The organism is Alcanivorax sp. HI0007, assembly GCF_001635525.1.
GTDB lineage: Bacteria > Pseudomonadota > Gammaproteobacteria > Pseudomonadales > Alcanivoracaceae > Alcanivorax.
Map to the genome: position 1 here is coordinate 21,458 of NZ_LWEJ01000251.1, position 16,162 is coordinate 37,619.

General features: G+C 59.4%; 12 protein-coding genes. 2 read left to right on the forward strand and 10 right to left on the reverse strand.

Annotated features, from left to right (window positions below; translation table 11 throughout):
• Positions 1 to 76 precede the first annotated feature (76 nt).
• On the forward strand, positions 77 to 1,480 hold the full coding sequence (locus A3714_RS13740; RefSeq protein ID WP_231866014.1) for a hypothetical protein: 1,404 nt from the start codon (positions 77 to 79) through the stop codon (positions 1,478 to 1,480).
• Between the two features lie 3 nt (positions 1,481 to 1,483).
• On the opposite strand, the gene A3714_RS13745 is transcribed toward A3714_RS13740, so the two are convergent.
• The 3 genes from A3714_RS13745 to A3714_RS13755 form a co-directional block, all read right to left on the reverse strand.
• Entirely contained in the window at positions 1,484 to 2,194 is a 711-nt protein-coding gene (locus A3714_RS13745) for a PA1136 family autoinducer-binding transcriptional regulator (RefSeq protein ID WP_063508078.1), read from the reverse strand.
• 5 nt (positions 2,195 to 2,199) lie between these two features.
• Positions 2,200 to 3,063 carry a glyoxalase III HchA gene (hchA, locus tag A3714_RS13750; protein ID WP_063508079.1) on the reverse strand — a complete coding sequence of 288 codons (864 nt, stop codon included), beginning with the start codon at positions 3,061 to 3,063 and terminating at the stop codon, positions 2,200 to 2,202.
• Between the two features lie 167 nt (positions 3,064 to 3,230).
• Positions 3,231 to 4,256 (reverse strand): MBL fold metallo-hydrolase, encoded by a 1,026-nt coding sequence (locus tag A3714_RS13755; protein ID WP_063508080.1) that lies wholly within the window; start codon positions 4,254 to 4,256, stop codon positions 3,231 to 3,233.
• Between the two features lie 156 nt (positions 4,257 to 4,412).
• On the opposite strand from A3714_RS13755, the gene A3714_RS13760 reads away from it, so the two are divergent.
• Positions 4,413 to 5,381, forward strand: coding sequence for an NAD(P)H-quinone oxidoreductase (locus A3714_RS13760; RefSeq protein WP_063508081.1), 969 nt, complete (start codon positions 4,413 to 4,415; stop codon positions 5,379 to 5,381).
• 241 nt (positions 5,382 to 5,622) lie between these two features.
• Here A3714_RS13760 and A3714_RS13765 read toward each other — a convergent pair whose 3' ends face one another.
• The 7 genes from A3714_RS13765 to A3714_RS13795 form a co-directional block, all read right to left on the reverse strand.
• On the reverse strand, positions 5,623 to 6,477 hold the full coding sequence (locus A3714_RS13765) for an OmpW family protein (protein WP_231866015.1): 855 nt from the start codon (positions 6,475 to 6,477) through the stop codon (positions 5,623 to 5,625).
• A gap of 14 nt (positions 6,478 to 6,491) precedes the next feature.
• Complete coding sequence (locus A3714_RS13770) at positions 6,492 to 9,845, reverse strand: Ig-like domain-containing protein (protein ID WP_063508083.1); 3,354 nt, start codon at positions 9,843 to 9,845, stop codon at positions 6,492 to 6,494.
• 314 nt (positions 9,846 to 10,159) lie between these two features.
• Positions 10,160 to 11,080, reverse strand: a complete 921-nt coding sequence (locus tag A3714_RS13775; RefSeq protein WP_063508084.1) for a ketopantoate reductase family protein — start codon at positions 11,078 to 11,080, stop codon at positions 10,160 to 10,162.
• Positions 11,070 to 12,524: a DHA2 family efflux MFS transporter permease subunit gene (locus A3714_RS13780; RefSeq protein WP_063508085.1), complete on the reverse strand. Its 1,455-nt coding sequence runs from the start codon at positions 12,522 to 12,524 to the stop codon at positions 11,070 to 11,072. The genes A3714_RS13775 and A3714_RS13780 overlap by 11 nt, the downstream gene beginning before the upstream one ends.
• Positions 12,524 to 13,552: an NADP-dependent oxidoreductase gene (locus A3714_RS13785; protein ID WP_063508086.1), complete on the reverse strand. Its 1,029-nt coding sequence runs from the start codon at positions 13,550 to 13,552 to the stop codon at positions 12,524 to 12,526. The genes A3714_RS13780 and A3714_RS13785 overlap by 1 nt, the downstream gene beginning before the upstream one ends.
• Before the next feature lie 259 nt (positions 13,553 to 13,811).
• Positions 13,812 to 14,954 (reverse strand): acyl-CoA dehydrogenase family protein, encoded by a 1,143-nt coding sequence (locus A3714_RS13790; protein ID WP_063508087.1) that lies wholly within the window; start codon positions 14,952 to 14,954, stop codon positions 13,812 to 13,814.
• A gap of 10 nt (positions 14,955 to 14,964) precedes the next feature.
• Entirely contained in the window at positions 14,965 to 16,161 is a 1,197-nt protein-coding gene (locus tag A3714_RS13795) for an acyl-CoA dehydrogenase family protein (RefSeq protein WP_062817927.1), read from the reverse strand.
• Position 16,162: the final 1 nt, after the last annotated feature.

A 16,162-nucleotide genomic window follows, 5' to 3' on the forward strand; every position in this document is an offset into this window, starting at 1 on the left:
CCTCTCTGTAGGAGCTATGCTTGCATGGCGAAGGGCCCGCTGATTCGCCATGCAAGCCCCCAAGGGGATCTTCGACATGCTCCTACGGCAGGCAAACCACACGCTTAACGCCACCCTCCCCCTGTGCATGCTGGGCACCCTGCTGTTTCTGGTGTTCGACCTGCAAGCCGGGGGCTGGCTGGCGCGCATCACACTGCTGCTTTATCTACTGGTGCAATGGCCCCGCCAGACCCGGATGGCAAAGGGGATTCTGCTGGGGGTGATCGCCATGGCTGCAGTGGTTGTCTGGCGTGACGCCCAGCCCGTTCCCATTCTGCTAGGGGCACTGGACCGGCTCTGTTTCTTTGCCACCTTTGTGTCGTCCCTGGGGCTGCTGCGAGTCTCCGCCATGCGCTCGCGGCTGGTGCGTGAGGCCGGCACTACCCTGATCCGCCAGAAACCGGCCCTGCGTTATCCCACCCTGTCACTGGGCACTGCTCTGTTCGGGGTGATCATCAATATCGGCGTGCTCAATCTGTTTGGCGCCATGGTACTGCGCAGCAATACCCTGAAAGCCGCCGGCGGCCATGAGGAGATTCAGGCAGCGCGGGAGCGACGCATGATGCTGTCGATTCTGCGCGGGTTTGCCCTGGCACCACTGGTCTCGCCTCTGGGTATCACCCTGGCAGTGATCCTGGCCACTATGCCGAGTCTCACCTGGGCCACACTGGCGCCGGTGGCACTGCCCACCGCCGGCCTGTTCTTCCTGCTGGGATGGTGGCTGGACTGGCAATTACGCCCCGGCCATCTGGCCAGCCGGGTGCCACACACCGCGCCACCCTCCCTGACACCACTGTGGCAATTCACCCTGCTGGCGCTGGCGATCACCCTGAGCGTTTTCGCCGTGTCGGTGACAGCGGACCTGCGTTTGCCCGTGGCAGTGCTGGTAGCCTGCCCGCTGTCAGCAATACTGTGGATGGCCCTGCAACGGCGGCGGCTGGGTGGCGGCACCGGCTTGCCCCGGGCCCTGACGTTACTGGGGAGACATTCACGGCTGATCTTTGGCGCCAATCGGGGAGAAATTGCCGTGCTGGGCGGCTCCGCCTGCCTGGGGGCACTACTGACGCCTCTGATTGACCAACACCTGTTACACGAGCTGCTGCAAGCCACCCACCTTCAGGGCGCCGCCATGGCCGTGGCCGCCATGTTGCTGGTGGTGGCGCTGGCACAGGTAGGGCTCAACCCGATCGTGTCAGTCACCTTACTGGCATCCTTGCTGGGTGATGGGGTCGGCGCCGACCCACGCCTGCTGGCCGTGGGCCTGATGTGCGCCTGGAGCCTGTCGATGATTTCCTCGCCGTTCACTGCCTCCATGCTCGTGCTCAGCCAATTGATTGGCCGCTCGCCCTATCGGATCGCCTGGCGCTGGAACGGGTTGTTCTTTGTGCTGGTGGTGCCGATGCTGGCGTTATGGATGATGCTGGTTGCGGCAATATTGTAGGTATTACCCCTTGATAAACCCGTTTCGAATTGCCACGCGTATGGCCTCAGCGGTTGTCGCCACCCCCAGGCGTTGCCGTGCCTTGCGCAGGTGATTCTCAACGGTTCGGTTGGACAAACCCAAGGTTGCCGCAATATCCGCCTGGCGCCAGCCTGCCGCTGTCCATGCCAATATCTCGCTTTCCCGGCCGGATAAAACTCTGGACGTCTCCCGGTCCGGCATTTCGATAAGCCGGCGAGCGGCAAGAAAAGCCGAGGTGGCCACCAGCCCTGCCGATAGCCTGGCCGCCGGTGACGCATCAATTTTTTCGCCGCCCAGGCTCATCGCCCCCTCCAGTCCGAGTGGTCCGAATATCGGAACCTGCAGTCCATGGATGCCAGGCCCCTGTGGCTTGCGAACAATGCGATAATGCTCGCCTTCCTGATCCAGTGTCTTGGTCCAGAAAAATGCCTCGCCGATATCCAGAATATGTCGGGTTACCGGACAACGCCTGACGTAGGTTTTCGCATCCACCGCTTTTCCGTCTCCGAACCAGTCCCCCTCTACCCAGTAAATGCGGTCGACCAGTTCGTCCAGTGACGCGGATGCCGAAAACAGGACGAAGCGGTCGTAACCAAAGCCGCTGGCGTAGCGACGAACCGCATCCTGGATACTTGTCAGGCTCTCGCTTCTTTCCAGCAAGAGAGCCACGCGCACGGCGTCATCGGTTGGCACAGGGGTTACTCATTACCCACAGCGTCAAGCAAGGCCTTCGCTGCCAGTTTCCCCAGCGCATTGCCGGCCAGAGGGCTGTCACCGGTCAACATTTTTCGATCCTGGCAGGTCTCTCCGGAGATGTTGTCATTCACAATTTCAAATCCCATGGACGTCAATTGTTCCCCGAATTTCCAGGTCAGATGGCCCGGCATATACCCCATGTCCGGGGTCTGGGCATCCAGTGCATCCGGGAAGGCACAGATTTTATATCCGGAAAAAGAAGGCCCGCCTTTCGCCGCCAGGAAGGCCGCGGGGCCATGACACAGGGAAATGATGAATTTGTCATTTTCCAGCGCCCACTCCAGAACCGCTTTCATATCGTCGCTCTCTGGCAGGCCGATCAGGGCACCATGGCCGCCGGGAATAAACACGCCGATATAATCCGAGTCTTCGCCCAGTGCGTCTTTCACCACATCTGCCAGCTTCAAGGGCTGCTTGAACTGGTCCCGGTACTTGGAGAACAAGCCTTTCACTTCCTCGTCCTCGGACGGCATGGCCCAGAACTCGAACTTGACCGGGTTGCCGGACAGGGTCGCGATGTCGAATGCAAAACCGGCTTTGTCCAGGTGATACATGGGCAGCAAGGTTTCCACCGGATGGTTACCGGTAGAGAACATGGTGCCGTTGTCAGTCATCAAATAGCGCTCATCCGCACCAACGACCAGCACTTTCCAGCGACCTCCGGTATAGGGGGACGGGTAGTCTGCGCCACTCAAGTCTGATTTCGGAGCAGTGAACTGGCTGAGGGAATATGGGGACGGAAAGAATGCATTGTCTTCCGCCGGGTCCGGAGTGGGACGCTTGTCATCAGATTGCGCTGTTGCCATGAAAACTCTCCATCACTGTATGGGACATTAGTCGCTTCAGTGTAGAACGAGTTTCATGACAGGCAATGAGGGATTTCCCCCAGTGGCAACGCCGATCTATTTCATCATGTGTCATTCGAGCCGCTTCGGTTGCCTTGCCCTTTTTGCAACGTTATTTTGACTCCGGTTCACGCAGCGCTTCTGAACACCCAGATTCCTCCACGGTTCTGCCGCTGCACCCTCCCCTGCTCCACCAGACAATTGAGGTGAGCAATGCTTTCGCCCATGGCAAACATCAGCTGTTGCACATCCAGTTCCCGACGGAACATGACCGGAAGCATGTCGTGGGCATTGTGGGGGTGCTGACGACAGGCGGCCTGCACCTGATCCAGTTGCTGGTCATGGTGGTCCACCAGTGCATTGATGCGCTGGTGCAAGCCTCGAAACGGCAGACCATGGGCAGGCAACACCAGGGTGTCCCGGGGCAAGGCATCGCGTATGGCCTTGAGGCTGCCCACGAAGGCGGCCACCGGGTTCGCTTCCGGTTCCGTGGGCCGCACCATCAGATTGCTGGAAATGGTCGGCAATACCTGATCGCCACTGATCAGCAGACGATCACTTTCCCGGTAAAGGCACAGGTGCTCGGGGGCGTGACCGCGACCGATATGAATCTGCCAGCGCTGGCCATTGATGGTCAGGCTGTCACCGGCGCCGACAAATTGCGGGTCCACCGGCATGGGCATCACCACGCGACGAAAGCCGTTACCCTTGCCGGCCACCTTGTCCAGGTTGTCGCCCTGCAGGCCATGGCTGCCGAGAAAATGTTTGAAGCGTTCGATGGTCTGTTCGTCGCTGGCGTCGCAAATATGGCTGGCCAGTTGCCATTCACCCCGACTCATGATGACCGGTGCCTGGCAGTGTTGCTGCAGCCAGCCGGCCATGCCCAGATGGTCCGGGTGGTAATGGGTGACGATGATGCGGGTCACCGGTTTGCCGTCCAGTTGTTCGCTGAGCAGCTGTTGCCAGATTTCCCGGCTGCGGCGGACTCCCAGCCCGGTATCCACGATCACCCAGCCATGGTTATCTTCCAGCAACCAGAGATTGATATGGTCGAGGGCAAAGGGCAGCGGAAACCGCAGCCAGTAAACCCCGTCGGCCACCTTGAAACGCTGACCTGCCGGCGGCAGATCAGTGAACGGATAGTGTAAGGACATAACGAACCTTTTCTTCACCACAGAGCCCTATCGTAGGAGCCTCGCTGGCGGCGCGATAAACAACGCTGAATATCGCGCCGCCAGCGACGCTCCTACGGGAAGAGAGTCTATTTTTCCGGCACGCTGTGCCGACTCATGTTTTAAAGGAGCACAACCATGCGTGCCTGGTGTATTGAGGATCAGCAACTGCAACTGGACACCCTGCCGGACCTGCAACCGGGGCCGGAGGAAATTTGCGTGCAGGTGAAAGCCATCGGCGTAAACCGGGCGGATCTGTTGCAGGTGCTGGGCCGCTACCCAGCACCGCCGGGCACCGACAGTCGCATTCCCGGGCTGGAATACGCCGGGGTGGTCAGCGCCGTGGGGGCGCGGGTGCAGCAACGGAAAGTGGGTGATGCGGTGATGGGCCTGGTGCCCGGTTGTGCCTATGCGGAACAGGTTGTCACCCATGAACGGGAAGCGCTGACCGTTCCCGATGGCATGGACTTCGCCCGCGCCGTCACCCTGCCCGAAGCGTTTCTGACCGCTTACCGGGCCCTGTTCCTGGAAGGCGGTTTGCAGCCTGGCCAGTGGTGTCTGATTCGTCCGGCCACCGCCGGCGTCGGCCTGGCCGCCACGCAACTGGCTGCAACGCTGGGCGCCCGCCCCATCGGCAGCAGCCGCGACCTGAGCAAGCTGGACACGGCCACCGACATGGGGCTGGCGGCCCAGGTTTGCGAGGACGACACCTTGAAAGCGCAGCTGGATGCGTTGACCGAGGGTCAGGGAGTGGCGGTGATTCTGGATATGGTTGGCCCGGACTGGAATGCCCTGCTCGGCGGCCTGCGTGCCGAGGGCACCCTGGTGAATATCGGCGTCCTCGGCGGACTGAGCACGGAGCTGAATCTGGGCGCCCTGCTGATGAAACGCCAGACGCTGAAAAGCATGACCATGCGCAGCCAGCCCCTGGAGAACCGCATCCGTATGGCGCAGCTGTTCAATGACCGTCTTGCGCCCCTGTTTGCCAGCGGTCGCCTGCTGCCCCTGCCACTGGAAACCTTCCCCTTCACCGACGCCAAAGCCGCCCACGAGCATATGGCCGGGAACGACTTCAGTGGCAAGCGAGTGATTGTGGTTGGCGACTGACATGCACAAGGCCCAGCGTGAAACAGTATTTGAAATACTATTTCACGCTTTCTGCCCGCGCCTCAATGACCAAAAACATCAGGTTGACCGAATCTCGGAACCTGCCAGAAGGGCTGGCCAGAATAACCCTTTTAGACCACGTCACCGACCAGAGCCTTGCTCCCCACGCGACGGTTTGAAGACGCAGGAGCAGATTCGACGCTTCGCCTTGCGAGCAAGGCTCCAACGGTTTTGCCGGGTATCAGAACGTGAAGCCCACCCCCAGGTGGAAGGCGTACACATTCATGTCCGCCACAAATTCCGCATCACCCACTTCCGCGAATTGATACTGGGGAAGCCCCGGGGCGCGAATAAAGGTGCGCTCCACCTTGGCTTTCACTTCCTTGACGCTGATGTACTTGGCGTCCGCCGTCAGCCACCAGTGGTCGCTCAGCCGCCAATCGGCACCTATCTGCCCCACCCAGCCAAATTTATCCTGAATCTCCAGTTCCGGTTCTCCCACTTCCGTGAGAATCGGGTTGGTGACATGGCTGTCGTAGGTAAACAGATACACGGCTCCCAGACCCACATAAGGCCGGAAGTTGTGGTCCAGGCGGAATCGCTTCACCAGGGTCACCATGGGCGGCGCCACCTTGGTTTCACCCACTTTTTCGCCCAATGCGGGCACCCCGGTGGGAATACCGTTGGCCTCGGTGACCAGTGGCTCATCCGCCAGCTTGCCCTTGGCCTTCAGTTCCAGAGTGGGCGGCAGGGCCGCCATGGTCTCGATGGACCAGCCACCGTCCCCCCAGCGCAGTTTGTAGCCGATGATGGCAGCCGGAATGGTGAGCGGATCACTGAACGCCTCCCCTTCCTGCTCACCAGGCTCCACAGCCACTTCAGCAATCTCTGACAGGTTGCTGAGCGTGATCGATCGGGTCTTTACGTCCGGGGACATATGGATGGCTCCGAAGCGAAAGTAGAGCCGGTCTTCGCCAAAAATTTTCTGGGTGAATTTCACCCCGGGGTAATCCGGGCCGTACATGTCCTGACTGGCAACATGGGCAGAAAGAAACCCCAGCACGACAAACAGGAAAATCCGTTTTTTCGCATCCATTGTTTTTCTCATTTTCAACGCTCCCCCGCATTTTCCTGACCCGCCGTGGTGAGGCGGGCGTGGGTGGGGTTGTTAACCACACGGATACGGAAGTCGTCCTTGGCAATGCCCAACTCCAGTGAACCCACGCCCTCTTCCGGGAGAATGCCGCCGATGATCAGGTCAAGCAGGTCTCCCAGTACCGGGATCAGAGCACCAAGGTCCACTGACAGGTTCAGCGTCGCGGCAATGGCGGACGCATTGCGCGACTCCAGGGTGATCTGTCCGTTGCGCAGGAATTTCACCGGCCCGGTCAGGTAGGCCGATACCGGCAGGCTTCTCACGTTGGCATCCGCCACATTCGGAATGGCTTGCCCACCGGGGATCAATGCGGAGAGCAGGCGCAGGTCCGGCGCATCCAGCCAGGCATCCAGGCGGGTGATAAAAATCGGATCGTCGATTTCTTCCCCGGTATCCGGATCAATCTGGTTCACCACGAAGCCGCGCAGGGGCTGAGGAGGCTTGTCGTCATAGGGGCGGAAGCGGAGCACCAATGCGCCGGTTTCCAGGGGCAAGGGAATCAGATCGCCCAGAATCGGAATGGCCAGCGTCGCGTTGGCAGTCAGAGATGTGCCCATCACATGCTGGGCATTGATCTCCACCGGAATCGCCGACTCTCCTACGGTCTGGATACAGAAGATTTCGCCATCGGCATCTTCCTGGGTGGCGCACCAGCGGCCATTGCCTTCATCGACCAGACCGATATAACTCAGGTCCAGCGGTTGCTTTGGCAGAAACGCCATGGGCAACGCCGCATGGGTAAAGATCTGGTCACCTTGATCCAGGTTGGCGCCGCCAATCAGCCCACCGGTGCTTTTCACATGACCGCGGGCATGGTTGTTTACCGCTTCCACTTCATCGTTATCCCAGTTGCCATTGCCATTGACGTCGGTGTACTCCCGGGTCAGAACAGTGGCATAGGCAGCCCCTTCATCCGGGGTGGCGGTGAAATCGAGCAGAATCGGCGGCCCTCCTACACAGGGCTGGTTGGAAAGCGGGCCACAGGTGCCCATGCCATTGAGCGGGTCCGTGTTGATGCCCAGGTTGCCGAAGCGATCATGACTGCGGAACACCGCTTCGCCACTGTCGCCGCCATTGATCACCAGACGATAGGCATTGCCGGGCGTAATGGTATCCGGTGCCGGCTGAGCCCGCAGACGCAGACTGTTGCGTCGTGCTGACACGGGGATGTTCTGCCACTGGCCATTCACCTGCTCACCCAGACACATGGCCCCGCCTTCACAGGATTGGCCATCGGCGGCAATGGTGCCGAACGTCATGGAGGCCATTTCCATGGGCATATTGAAACTGATCTCGATGGGGCGACTGACGTCATAGAAGAAGGGGTAGTAAAGCGAATCCGACGCCAGGCCGCCCACACACCGGCCAGCCATTTGCACGGTGTTGCCATCGGCATCCTGGCGTTCCACACCACGGTCTTCCAACGCACACCCGATGCCCGGGTAGGCCCCCAACACCACCGGTGGCAGTACCGGCGCGCCATTGTCCGCCGCGTAGCTGGCCGTATCGAAAACAATCTGACCCGTGCCATCGGTGGCATCCCCGGGCACGAACTGCAGATGCGAAGGATCAAACAGGTCCTGATCTTTCAAGCCATCGCCAAGATCCAGGTAATAGCGCTGCCCTGCTGCCAGTTCATTGAGCGGAGTAATCACCAGGTTGGAGCCACTGCTACGGACCTGCACCGGCATCGGTTCGCTGCTGTCCTGACGGAACAGTTTCACCTGCTCCATTCCTTCGTCATGCACTGGCTCGTTGAACACCACAACGATGTTGTTGCTCGGCTCCACCTGGGTCTGATTATGCTCCGGGAACGACCCGGTTGCCTGAAGTGGGTCGCGGTTGAACTGCTCGAACTCGAAGTCCACGTCTGCACGGACGCCAAGTGCAAAGTCCGCGCTGACTTTGGCAGCTCCGCTGAGAATATCCAGTTCCAGGGTTCGGAATACCTCGAAGGTCAGCGCGCCATCCTTCACATCCACCACGCCAACCGCCTGGATGTGCATCAGGTTCTGGTTCACTGAAGCATTGCCCCGTGGTTCGACTGCATGCATGGCCAGATCAAAATTCATGTACACAAACATCGGCGCATAATCATCATCGGGCTGGAACCCCTTGGGGCGATAGGGGTTGGTCACCAGATAACCGGTCACATCGGTCACAAAAGTGCCGATGATGTCGCCGGTAAACATGGGAGTGCGCACCTCGCCACCCAGCTTGATCGGATCAATACCGGTAATGCGCAGCTGCTGGCCGGCTCGGGCGACCACGGGCACCGCATCCACATGTACGTCCGGACGGCCCATCCAGCCCTCCAGTACCAGCGGCATGGCATTCACCTGGGTCACACCCAGTGCCTCGGTAACCAGGTTGAACTGGTTAAGCGGCAACCCGTGCAGCCGTGAGGCTTGCGGGTAGCCCGGGTCCCCCAGGGCCGGCTGGGCTTTCATCAGCTGCTTGATGGGCGGGTTGAGGTCGACCACGTCGTCCTTGGACAGGGTGGGCGTCAGCTCATAGGTCACTGTCTCCAGAACGTCTTCATCAAAATCTTCCAGCCCCTGCAGGGTGAGTGTGTAGGTGTCGCCGCCGATCAGGTCCTCTTTGGGATCCAGGGTGATGTAGTGGCGCTCATTGAGAATCCTCACATCCACCAGTTCCCCGGACTGCTGATGCTCCAGCTTGACCGTGTCACCGTAACGGACGGTGGTCTCCACCAGCGGCTCGGTGAAGGTGATGCGCACCGGCGAGAAATCCATGAACGGGAAACGCTCTTCTGCAACAGGCTCCGGCAGATAGGCCCCGGGATTTTCCTGGTTGATGGCCAGCACCTCGGGAACCTGATCAGGCAGCGGGTGGTACTGGCGGGTGCGAAACGTAATCAGCGGGCCGTCCTGATCATCCAGGTTGACGATGCCGGAGGCGATCTGCGGCGACACCCACAACCGGTACTCTTCACCGGGGCGCAGACCCGACATGGAAAAGGTAAAAGTATGGTTGCGGTTGGAGACCTGGGCGCTGGACAGATCCACCAGGTTCCCTTCACTGTCGGCCAGACACAGGGCGCCGGCAAAATTTTCACCGTCAGGCTGACATTCTGCCTTGGCGGCAGCCTCATCAATGGCACTGGAAAAAGTCAGCAGCAACTTGCTGCCCAGGGGCAGATCCACCATGCCGTCAGACGGATATGCGTAGATCAGCGCATCACCCGGCTCCGGAGGGATAAACACATCCGGGTCGTCTTCACAGGCATTGAGCAGGGGATAAAGCAGACATAAAACAGCCAGACGCTGTATCGATATTGTGCGCATCCTTTCACCCGTTTCTTGTTTTTGGAGGCAGATTTTTCTATTGATTCCGGGGACAGGATTCAGTGGCGCGGTGACGGGGACAAGTTATCGTTTGCAAGCAAAAATCCACATAATGGTGCGTTTTATCTACCTGATAAATAGACACTTTCTGCATTCACGTATACTTCACGCAGCAAATTCCCAAGTAATTCAACGGCTTTGGAAAAGGGGATTTTTGCTCAGGGATTCCGCACTAAAACTTTGTTCGTAATCCCTGGTTGACAAGAAAAACCGCAACATGACGTTTTGTATCATGCTGCGAACAGAACGCCGCCTTATTGGTAACGAATACGCAGTGCGGTCAGCACCGTTTTCAAGTGAGGGACAGCCACTCCATGGCGTTCGGCAATCGCCACCACATTACCCAGGATGGCATCCAGTTCGATGGGCCGGTCGTTCAGGTAGTCCAGTGCCATGGAATTTTTGTAGGCGCCCATCTTGCGGGTACCGGCCAGATTTTTTTCCACCAGATCGTCCGGGAGCGGATAGCCATCGGCAGCGGCGACGGCCATCACTTCTTTCATCATGGTACGGACCAGGTCTTCGCCACCGGGGGCATCAAGAATCGATAACGTATCGGCCCCATTGCACAGCACGCTGAGAGGATTGAACGGCGCATTCCAGACACACTTGCGCCAGCGCTCCCCCACAACCGCTTCGCTATCGTTAACCTCAATGCCCCCTTCCCTGAACAGGGCGCTCAAGCGGCGGCAGTGCTCATCAAACCCCGCGGGAAAATTGCCCATTACCAGTTGGCCGTAGGCCTGATGATGAACCTCACCGGGGCCCGTGCGGCTGACAGCGATAAATGCCAAGCAGCTCACCAGGGGATGCTGCGGATAGGCATCGGCCAGCTCCCGTTCGATATCCAGGCCATTCTCAATCAGCACCAGGCCGGTGTGGTCGCCCATCCACGGGCGCACCAGCGCGGCACGATCCACGCCGGGCAACACCTTGACGCAGAGCAGAACATAATCGGGAAACGCGTCCGGGGTGTCATCCGGGCGATACACCCGCTCCGGCTGCCAGGACAACTCCCTCAGTGGGCTGGTAAAACGAAAGCCGCCCTCCTTAACCGCGTCATAATCCGAGCGCAGCACCACACTCACCTCACAGCCAGCCCGTTTAAGAATGGCCCCATAAAAGCTGCCGATGGCACCGGCACCGACGATCAGAATGCGAGGTTTATCCGTCATAACAGTGTCTCTTTATCAAGCCCTGCCGCATGGCATGCAAGGGCCACAACGACAGCAGGAAAACGATTAACAACAACCAGAAAGCCCGATCAAAACCAAATTCAAAGGCCTCTGCCAGCGACAACCCAGGATCAGTCTGCCCATAGCGATCACTGAAAAATTGTATGCAAAGGGCGCACAGATTCACGCCCAGGGCACCGCCGATCTGCCGGGCGAAATTGAAAATGCCCGAGCCCTGTGGAATCAATGCCGGTGGCAGCAAGCCCAGTGCCCCGGTGGACGATGGCGGCATCATCAACCCCAGCCCCACCCTGCCCAGCAGCGTCCACCACACCAGCCATACCGCCGATGTCGCCAAGGTGGCACCCGCCATCAGCGCCATGTTGAGGACAAACAACAGCAGACCGATGATCATGATGCGGGTCTCGGAAAATCGGTCGGTAAGGTGTCCGGCCACCGGAAAGGTGAACGCCATGGCCAGTCCCGCCGGCATCAACATCAGGCCGGCACTGGCGGCGCTTTCGCCCAGTACCTGCTGAAAATACAGCGGCGTCACATAGGTGGAGGCGAACACCCCGGCACCAATCACCATGGACATGAGAAAGCTGCCCGTGAAGCCCGGATACGCAAAGACCCTCAGATCCATGAGAGGGTGGGCATGGCGCCGCTGCCACACCACAAACCATGCCAACGAGACAGTGCCAACAAGCAACGTGGCCAGCAACCAGGGGTCGCTCCAACCACGGCGATGGCCATTGGCCAGACCCCACAGCACTGCCGTGATACCCAGGGCCAGCAACAGCACGCCAGCACGGTCGAGGCGAACCGGTGCCAGCTGGCGATCCTTGCCGGGCAGGTACCGCCAGGCCATCACCATGCCCACCACACAGGCCGGCAGCACCACCAGGAACACCGCCCGCCAGGACAGGGTATCCACCAGCACTCCTCCGATGGCAGGGGCAATCGCCGGCCCCAACACCACGCCAAGCCCATAGATTCCCATGGCCTGGCCGCGCCGGTTAAGCGGGAAGACCTGAAAGATGGTAATCATGGCCAACGGTTGTACCAGCCCGGCCAACAGACCTTGTCCGATACGGGCCGCCACCAGCAGAGGAAACTGCTCACTGACAGCACCGATAATGGACACGACGATAAACAGCCCCATGGCCAGCAGATAGGCACCACGGGCACCGAATCGCTGGGCACACCAGGCATTGAGCAGCATGCCCACGGTCATGGCAGCAAGAAAGCCGGTGGCCAGCCAGTGCACCTGATCCTGGGCCAGCCGAAACTCCACCATGATGGTGGGAATGGCCACATTGATAATGGTGGACGCCAGCACCACGGACATGGTGCCGAGCATCACGGTTATGGTGGCCAGCCAGCGGTAGCGTGGCCCATAACGGTCGAACAACCGTTCGACCTGGGCCTCTACCGACGCCATTACCGGGTGGGGTCCTCGCTGACCTGCACCAGCAGCTTGCCGCGATTACGTCCGGTCAACAGGCCCTGGAAGGCATCCACGGTGTTTTCCAGACCCTGGACGATATCTTCCTGGTACTGAATTTTTCCAGCCTGCATCCAGGTACTCATGTCACGGACAAAGTCCTTCATCAGGTGGGCGTAATCGAACTGGATAAAGCCTTTGATCAGGATCCGCTTGACCAACAGCTTGGTCAGAAACGCGGGCAACTGATCCGGTCCCTGAGGCGCTTCGGTATCGTTGTAGTGGGCGATGCGACCACACAGGGGAATGCGGGCGAAATCGTTGACCTGCTTCATCACCGCATCGAACACCTTGCCGCCCACGTTTTCGAAATAGATATCGATGCCGTCCGGGCAGGCTGCCTTGAGCTGCGCGTCAAAATCCTCGTCCTTGTAGTTGACGCAGGCATCGAAGCCATAAGCCTCAACCACATGCTCGCACTTGTCCGGCGCCCCGGCCACGCCCACCACACGGCAGCCTTTGAGCTTGGCGATCTGACCGACCACCTGCCCCACGGCCCCGCTGGCGGCGGACACGACCACGGTTTCGCCTTCTTTCGGCTGACCGATTTCCAGCAGCCCGGCATAGGCGGTAAAGCCCGGCATGCCCAGCACACCCACGGCGGTGCTGATGGGCGCCTGCTTCGGATCCAGCTTGCGCAGCATGGCCTTGCCCTGCACGGAGTATTCCTGCCAGCCCCCGAAGCCGAGCACGTAATCACCGGCTTCATAGCCTTCCAGCCGCGACTCCACCACCTGCCCCACGGTGGCCCCCTGCATCACATCACCCAGCTCCACACTGGCGGCATAGGACTTGGCCGGGCTCATGCGACCGCGCATGTAGGGGTCCAGGGACAGGTAGATGGTCTTGATCAGAACCTGCCCGTCTTGCGGGGTTGGTATCGCCCCTTCGCGCAGGGGCAGATGCTCAGCCTGCGGCATCCCCTTGGGATACTCGGACAGAATAATCTGGCGGTTGATCGTCATGGTGCTCTCCCGGATTTCAAACCTATCTGTAGGAGCGTCGCTGGCGGCGCGATCACCCAAAACCTGAAAAGCGGTATTTACCACAGAGGACACAGAGATCACTGAGGAAAAAACGGGTTCTTCTCTGTGTACTCTGTGCCCTCTGTGGTGAGAGTGCTTTTGATCCTGGTCTTTTATCGCGCCGCAAGCGACGCTCCTACGGCTAAGAAATATTTTTTATCATCAAAAAAGGCGGCCGAAGCCGCCTTGGTGTGTTGCGTTACGCAGCGTCTTCGTCCACATCCAGCAGGTTTTCCAGCTGCTGCATGTGATAGCCCAGATCACCAAGCTGGTGGTCAATCATCACGATACGCTTGGCGTAATGAGACACGGCGGTTTCTTCCATCATGCCCATGCCGCCATGGAGCTGGATGGCTTCTTCCGCCACCTTGCGCCCGGACTTGCCGATGATCGCCTTGGCCGCCGCCAGGCGCTTGGCACACACCGGTGCCGACAACTCCAGGGAGCAGGCTGCCAGAATGGTCATGGAACGGGCTTTTTCCAGCTCCATGCGCATTTCCACCATGCGATGTTGCAGGGCCTGGAACTTGCCGATGGGCACGCCGAACTGCTGACGTTCCTTGATGTAGTTCAAGGTGTGGTCACAGGCCACTTCCATGGCGCCGGTGGCTTCCGCACAGAGGGCAACGATACCCAGCGCCAGGGATTTCTCCAGGGCGTCAATGGCATTGCCTTCTTCACCCAGCAGCTCCGCCGGCGCCTTGTTGAGGCTAATTTCCGCCGCATGCAGACCATCAATGGTTTCATAACCGCGACGGCTCACGCCCTCGGCGGCAGCATCCACCACAAAGGCGGACAAGCCATTGCGGTCATTGGCATTACCAGCGGTACGGGCAATCACGACCAGCTTGTCGGCGCTATCCCCGTGCAGGACCACCGCCTTGCTACCGCTGATCACATAGCTATCGCCGCTCTTTTCCGCCGTTGTCGCCACATGGGTATGGTCATAACGACCTTCCGGTTCATAGGCGGCCAGGGCCAGGCGCAATTCACCGCCAACGATGGCGCTGATCAATGCCTCTTTCTGGCTGTCGCTAGCCAGGGCATTGATCAGGGTGCCACTGAGCACCACGGTGGCAAGATAGGGCTCCAGGACCAGGCCGCGACCAAAACCTTCCGCCACCACCATCAGTTCCGGACCGCCACCATTGAAGCCGCCGAAATCTTCGGAAAACGGCACGCCCAGCAGGCCCAGTTCGGCGAACTGCTGCCACATTTCTTTGGAGAAGCCCAGCTCGCTGGTGCGGGCTTTTTCGCGTACGTCGAAGGGGTAACCATCGCGAACCAGACGGCCCACGGTTTCCTCGAGCATGCGTTGTTCGTCGCTCAGTTTGAAGTCCATGGTCGTCTCCTTACAGTCCCAGAATCATCTTGGCGATGATGTTCTTCTGAATTTCATTGGAGCCGCCGAAGATCGACAGCTTGCGCATGTTGAAGTACTTGGTGGAAACACTGTTGGCAAAGTCGGGGCCCACCATTTCACCGTCGTAATCTGCGTCAAAGGTTTCCGGCAGGAACGGCTGGGCGTAGGGACCCGCCGCACGACGGAACAGGTCGGTAATTTCCTGACGCAGTTCGGTGCCCATGATTTTCAGGAAAGAACTTTCTGCGCCGGGGACACCGCCCGCCTGGGCTGCGGCCACGGTACGCAGGTTGGTCATTTCCAGTGCCATCAGCTCCATTTCCACATCCGCCAGACGGTTGCGGAACAGCGGGTCTTCAATCAACGGTTTGCCGTTCTGCTGGACCTTGCGAGCCACCTCTTTCAAGTGCTTGAGCGCCGCCTTGGACTGGCCCACACCGGCAATACCGGTACGCTCGAAAGTCAGCAGGTACTTGGCGCAGGTCCAGCCCTTGTTCTCTTCACCGACCAGGTTTTCCACCGGCACTTTTACGTCGTCGAAGAACACTTCGTTCACTTCGTGCTCGCCGTCCAGGGTAATCAGAGGCCGCACGGTGATGCCCGGGGTTTCCATGTCGATCAACAGGAAGGAAATCCCTTCCTGTTTCTTGGCATTCGGATCGGTACGTACCAGACAGAAGATCCAGTCTGCATGCTGCCCCAGGGTAGTCCAGGTTTTCTGGCCATTGACCACATAGTGGTCGCCTTCACGAACCGCCTTGGTTTTCAGGCCGGCCAGATCAGAGCCGGCACCCGGCTCCGAGTAGCCCTGACACCACCACACATCACTGTTGAGGATGGGCGGCAGGTATTTCTGTTTCTGCTCGTCGGTGCCGAACTTGATGAGCACCGGCGCCACCATGTTCACGCCGAAAGGCAGCACGGTAGGGGCGCCATACTCGGCGCACTCTTCCTCGAAGATGTGCTTCTGGATGGGAGACCAGCCAGTACCGCCGTGCTCTGTGGGCCAATGCATGGCCATCCAGCCCTTTTCGTTAAGGATTTTCTGCCAGCGGATGGTGTCTTCCTTGCCCAGGTGCTGGCTGTTCTTGACCTTGCTGGCGATGTCCTTGGGCAGCTTTTCATCCAGAAAGGCGCGCACTTCATCGCGAAACGCCAGTTCTTCCGGGGTGTAGTTGATATCCATC

What these genes read in the sequence shown, in the direction of transcription:
- A3714_RS13780 (WP_063508085.1), bottom strand. Translation starts at nt 12,524, where the DNA reads ATGGCGTCGGTAGAGGCCCAGGTCGAACGGTTGTTCGACCGTTATGGG.
- A3714_RS13795 (WP_062817927.1), bottom strand. Translation starts at nt 16,161, where the DNA reads ATGGATATCAACTACACCCCGGAAGAACTGGCGTTTCGCGATGAAGTG.
- A3714_RS13785 (WP_063508086.1), bottom strand. Translation starts at nt 13,552, where the DNA reads ATGACGATCAACCGCCAGATTATTCTGTCCGAGTATCCCAAGGGGATG.
- A3714_RS13740 (WP_231866014.1), top strand. Translation starts at nt 77, where the DNA reads ATGCTCCTACGGCAGGCAAACCACACGCTTAACGCCACCCTCCCCCTG.
- A3714_RS13755 (WP_063508080.1), bottom strand. Translation starts at nt 4,256, where the DNA reads ATGTCCTTACACTATCCGTTCACTGATCTGCCGCCGGCAGGTCAGCGT.
- A3714_RS13775 (WP_063508084.1), bottom strand. Translation starts at nt 11,080, where the DNA reads ATGACGGATAAACCTCGCATTCTGATCGTCGGTGCCGGTGCCATCGGC.
- A3714_RS13790 (WP_063508087.1), bottom strand. Translation starts at nt 14,954, where the DNA reads ATGGACTTCAAACTGAGCGACGAACAACGCATGCTCGAGGAAACCGTG.
- A3714_RS13770 (WP_063508083.1), bottom strand. Translation starts at nt 9,845, where the DNA reads ATGCGCACAATATCGATACAGCGTCTGGCTGTTTTATGTCTGCTTTAT.
- A3714_RS13760 (WP_063508081.1), top strand. Translation starts at nt 4,413, where the DNA reads ATGCGTGCCTGGTGTATTGAGGATCAGCAACTGCAACTGGACACCCTG.
- A3714_RS13765 (WP_231866015.1), bottom strand. Translation starts at nt 6,477, where the DNA reads ATGGATGCGAAAAAACGGATTTTCCTGTTTGTCGTGCTGGGGTTTCTT.
- hchA (WP_063508079.1), bottom strand. Translation starts at nt 3,063, where the DNA reads ATGGCAACAGCGCAATCTGATGACAAGCGTCCCACTCCGGACCCGGCG.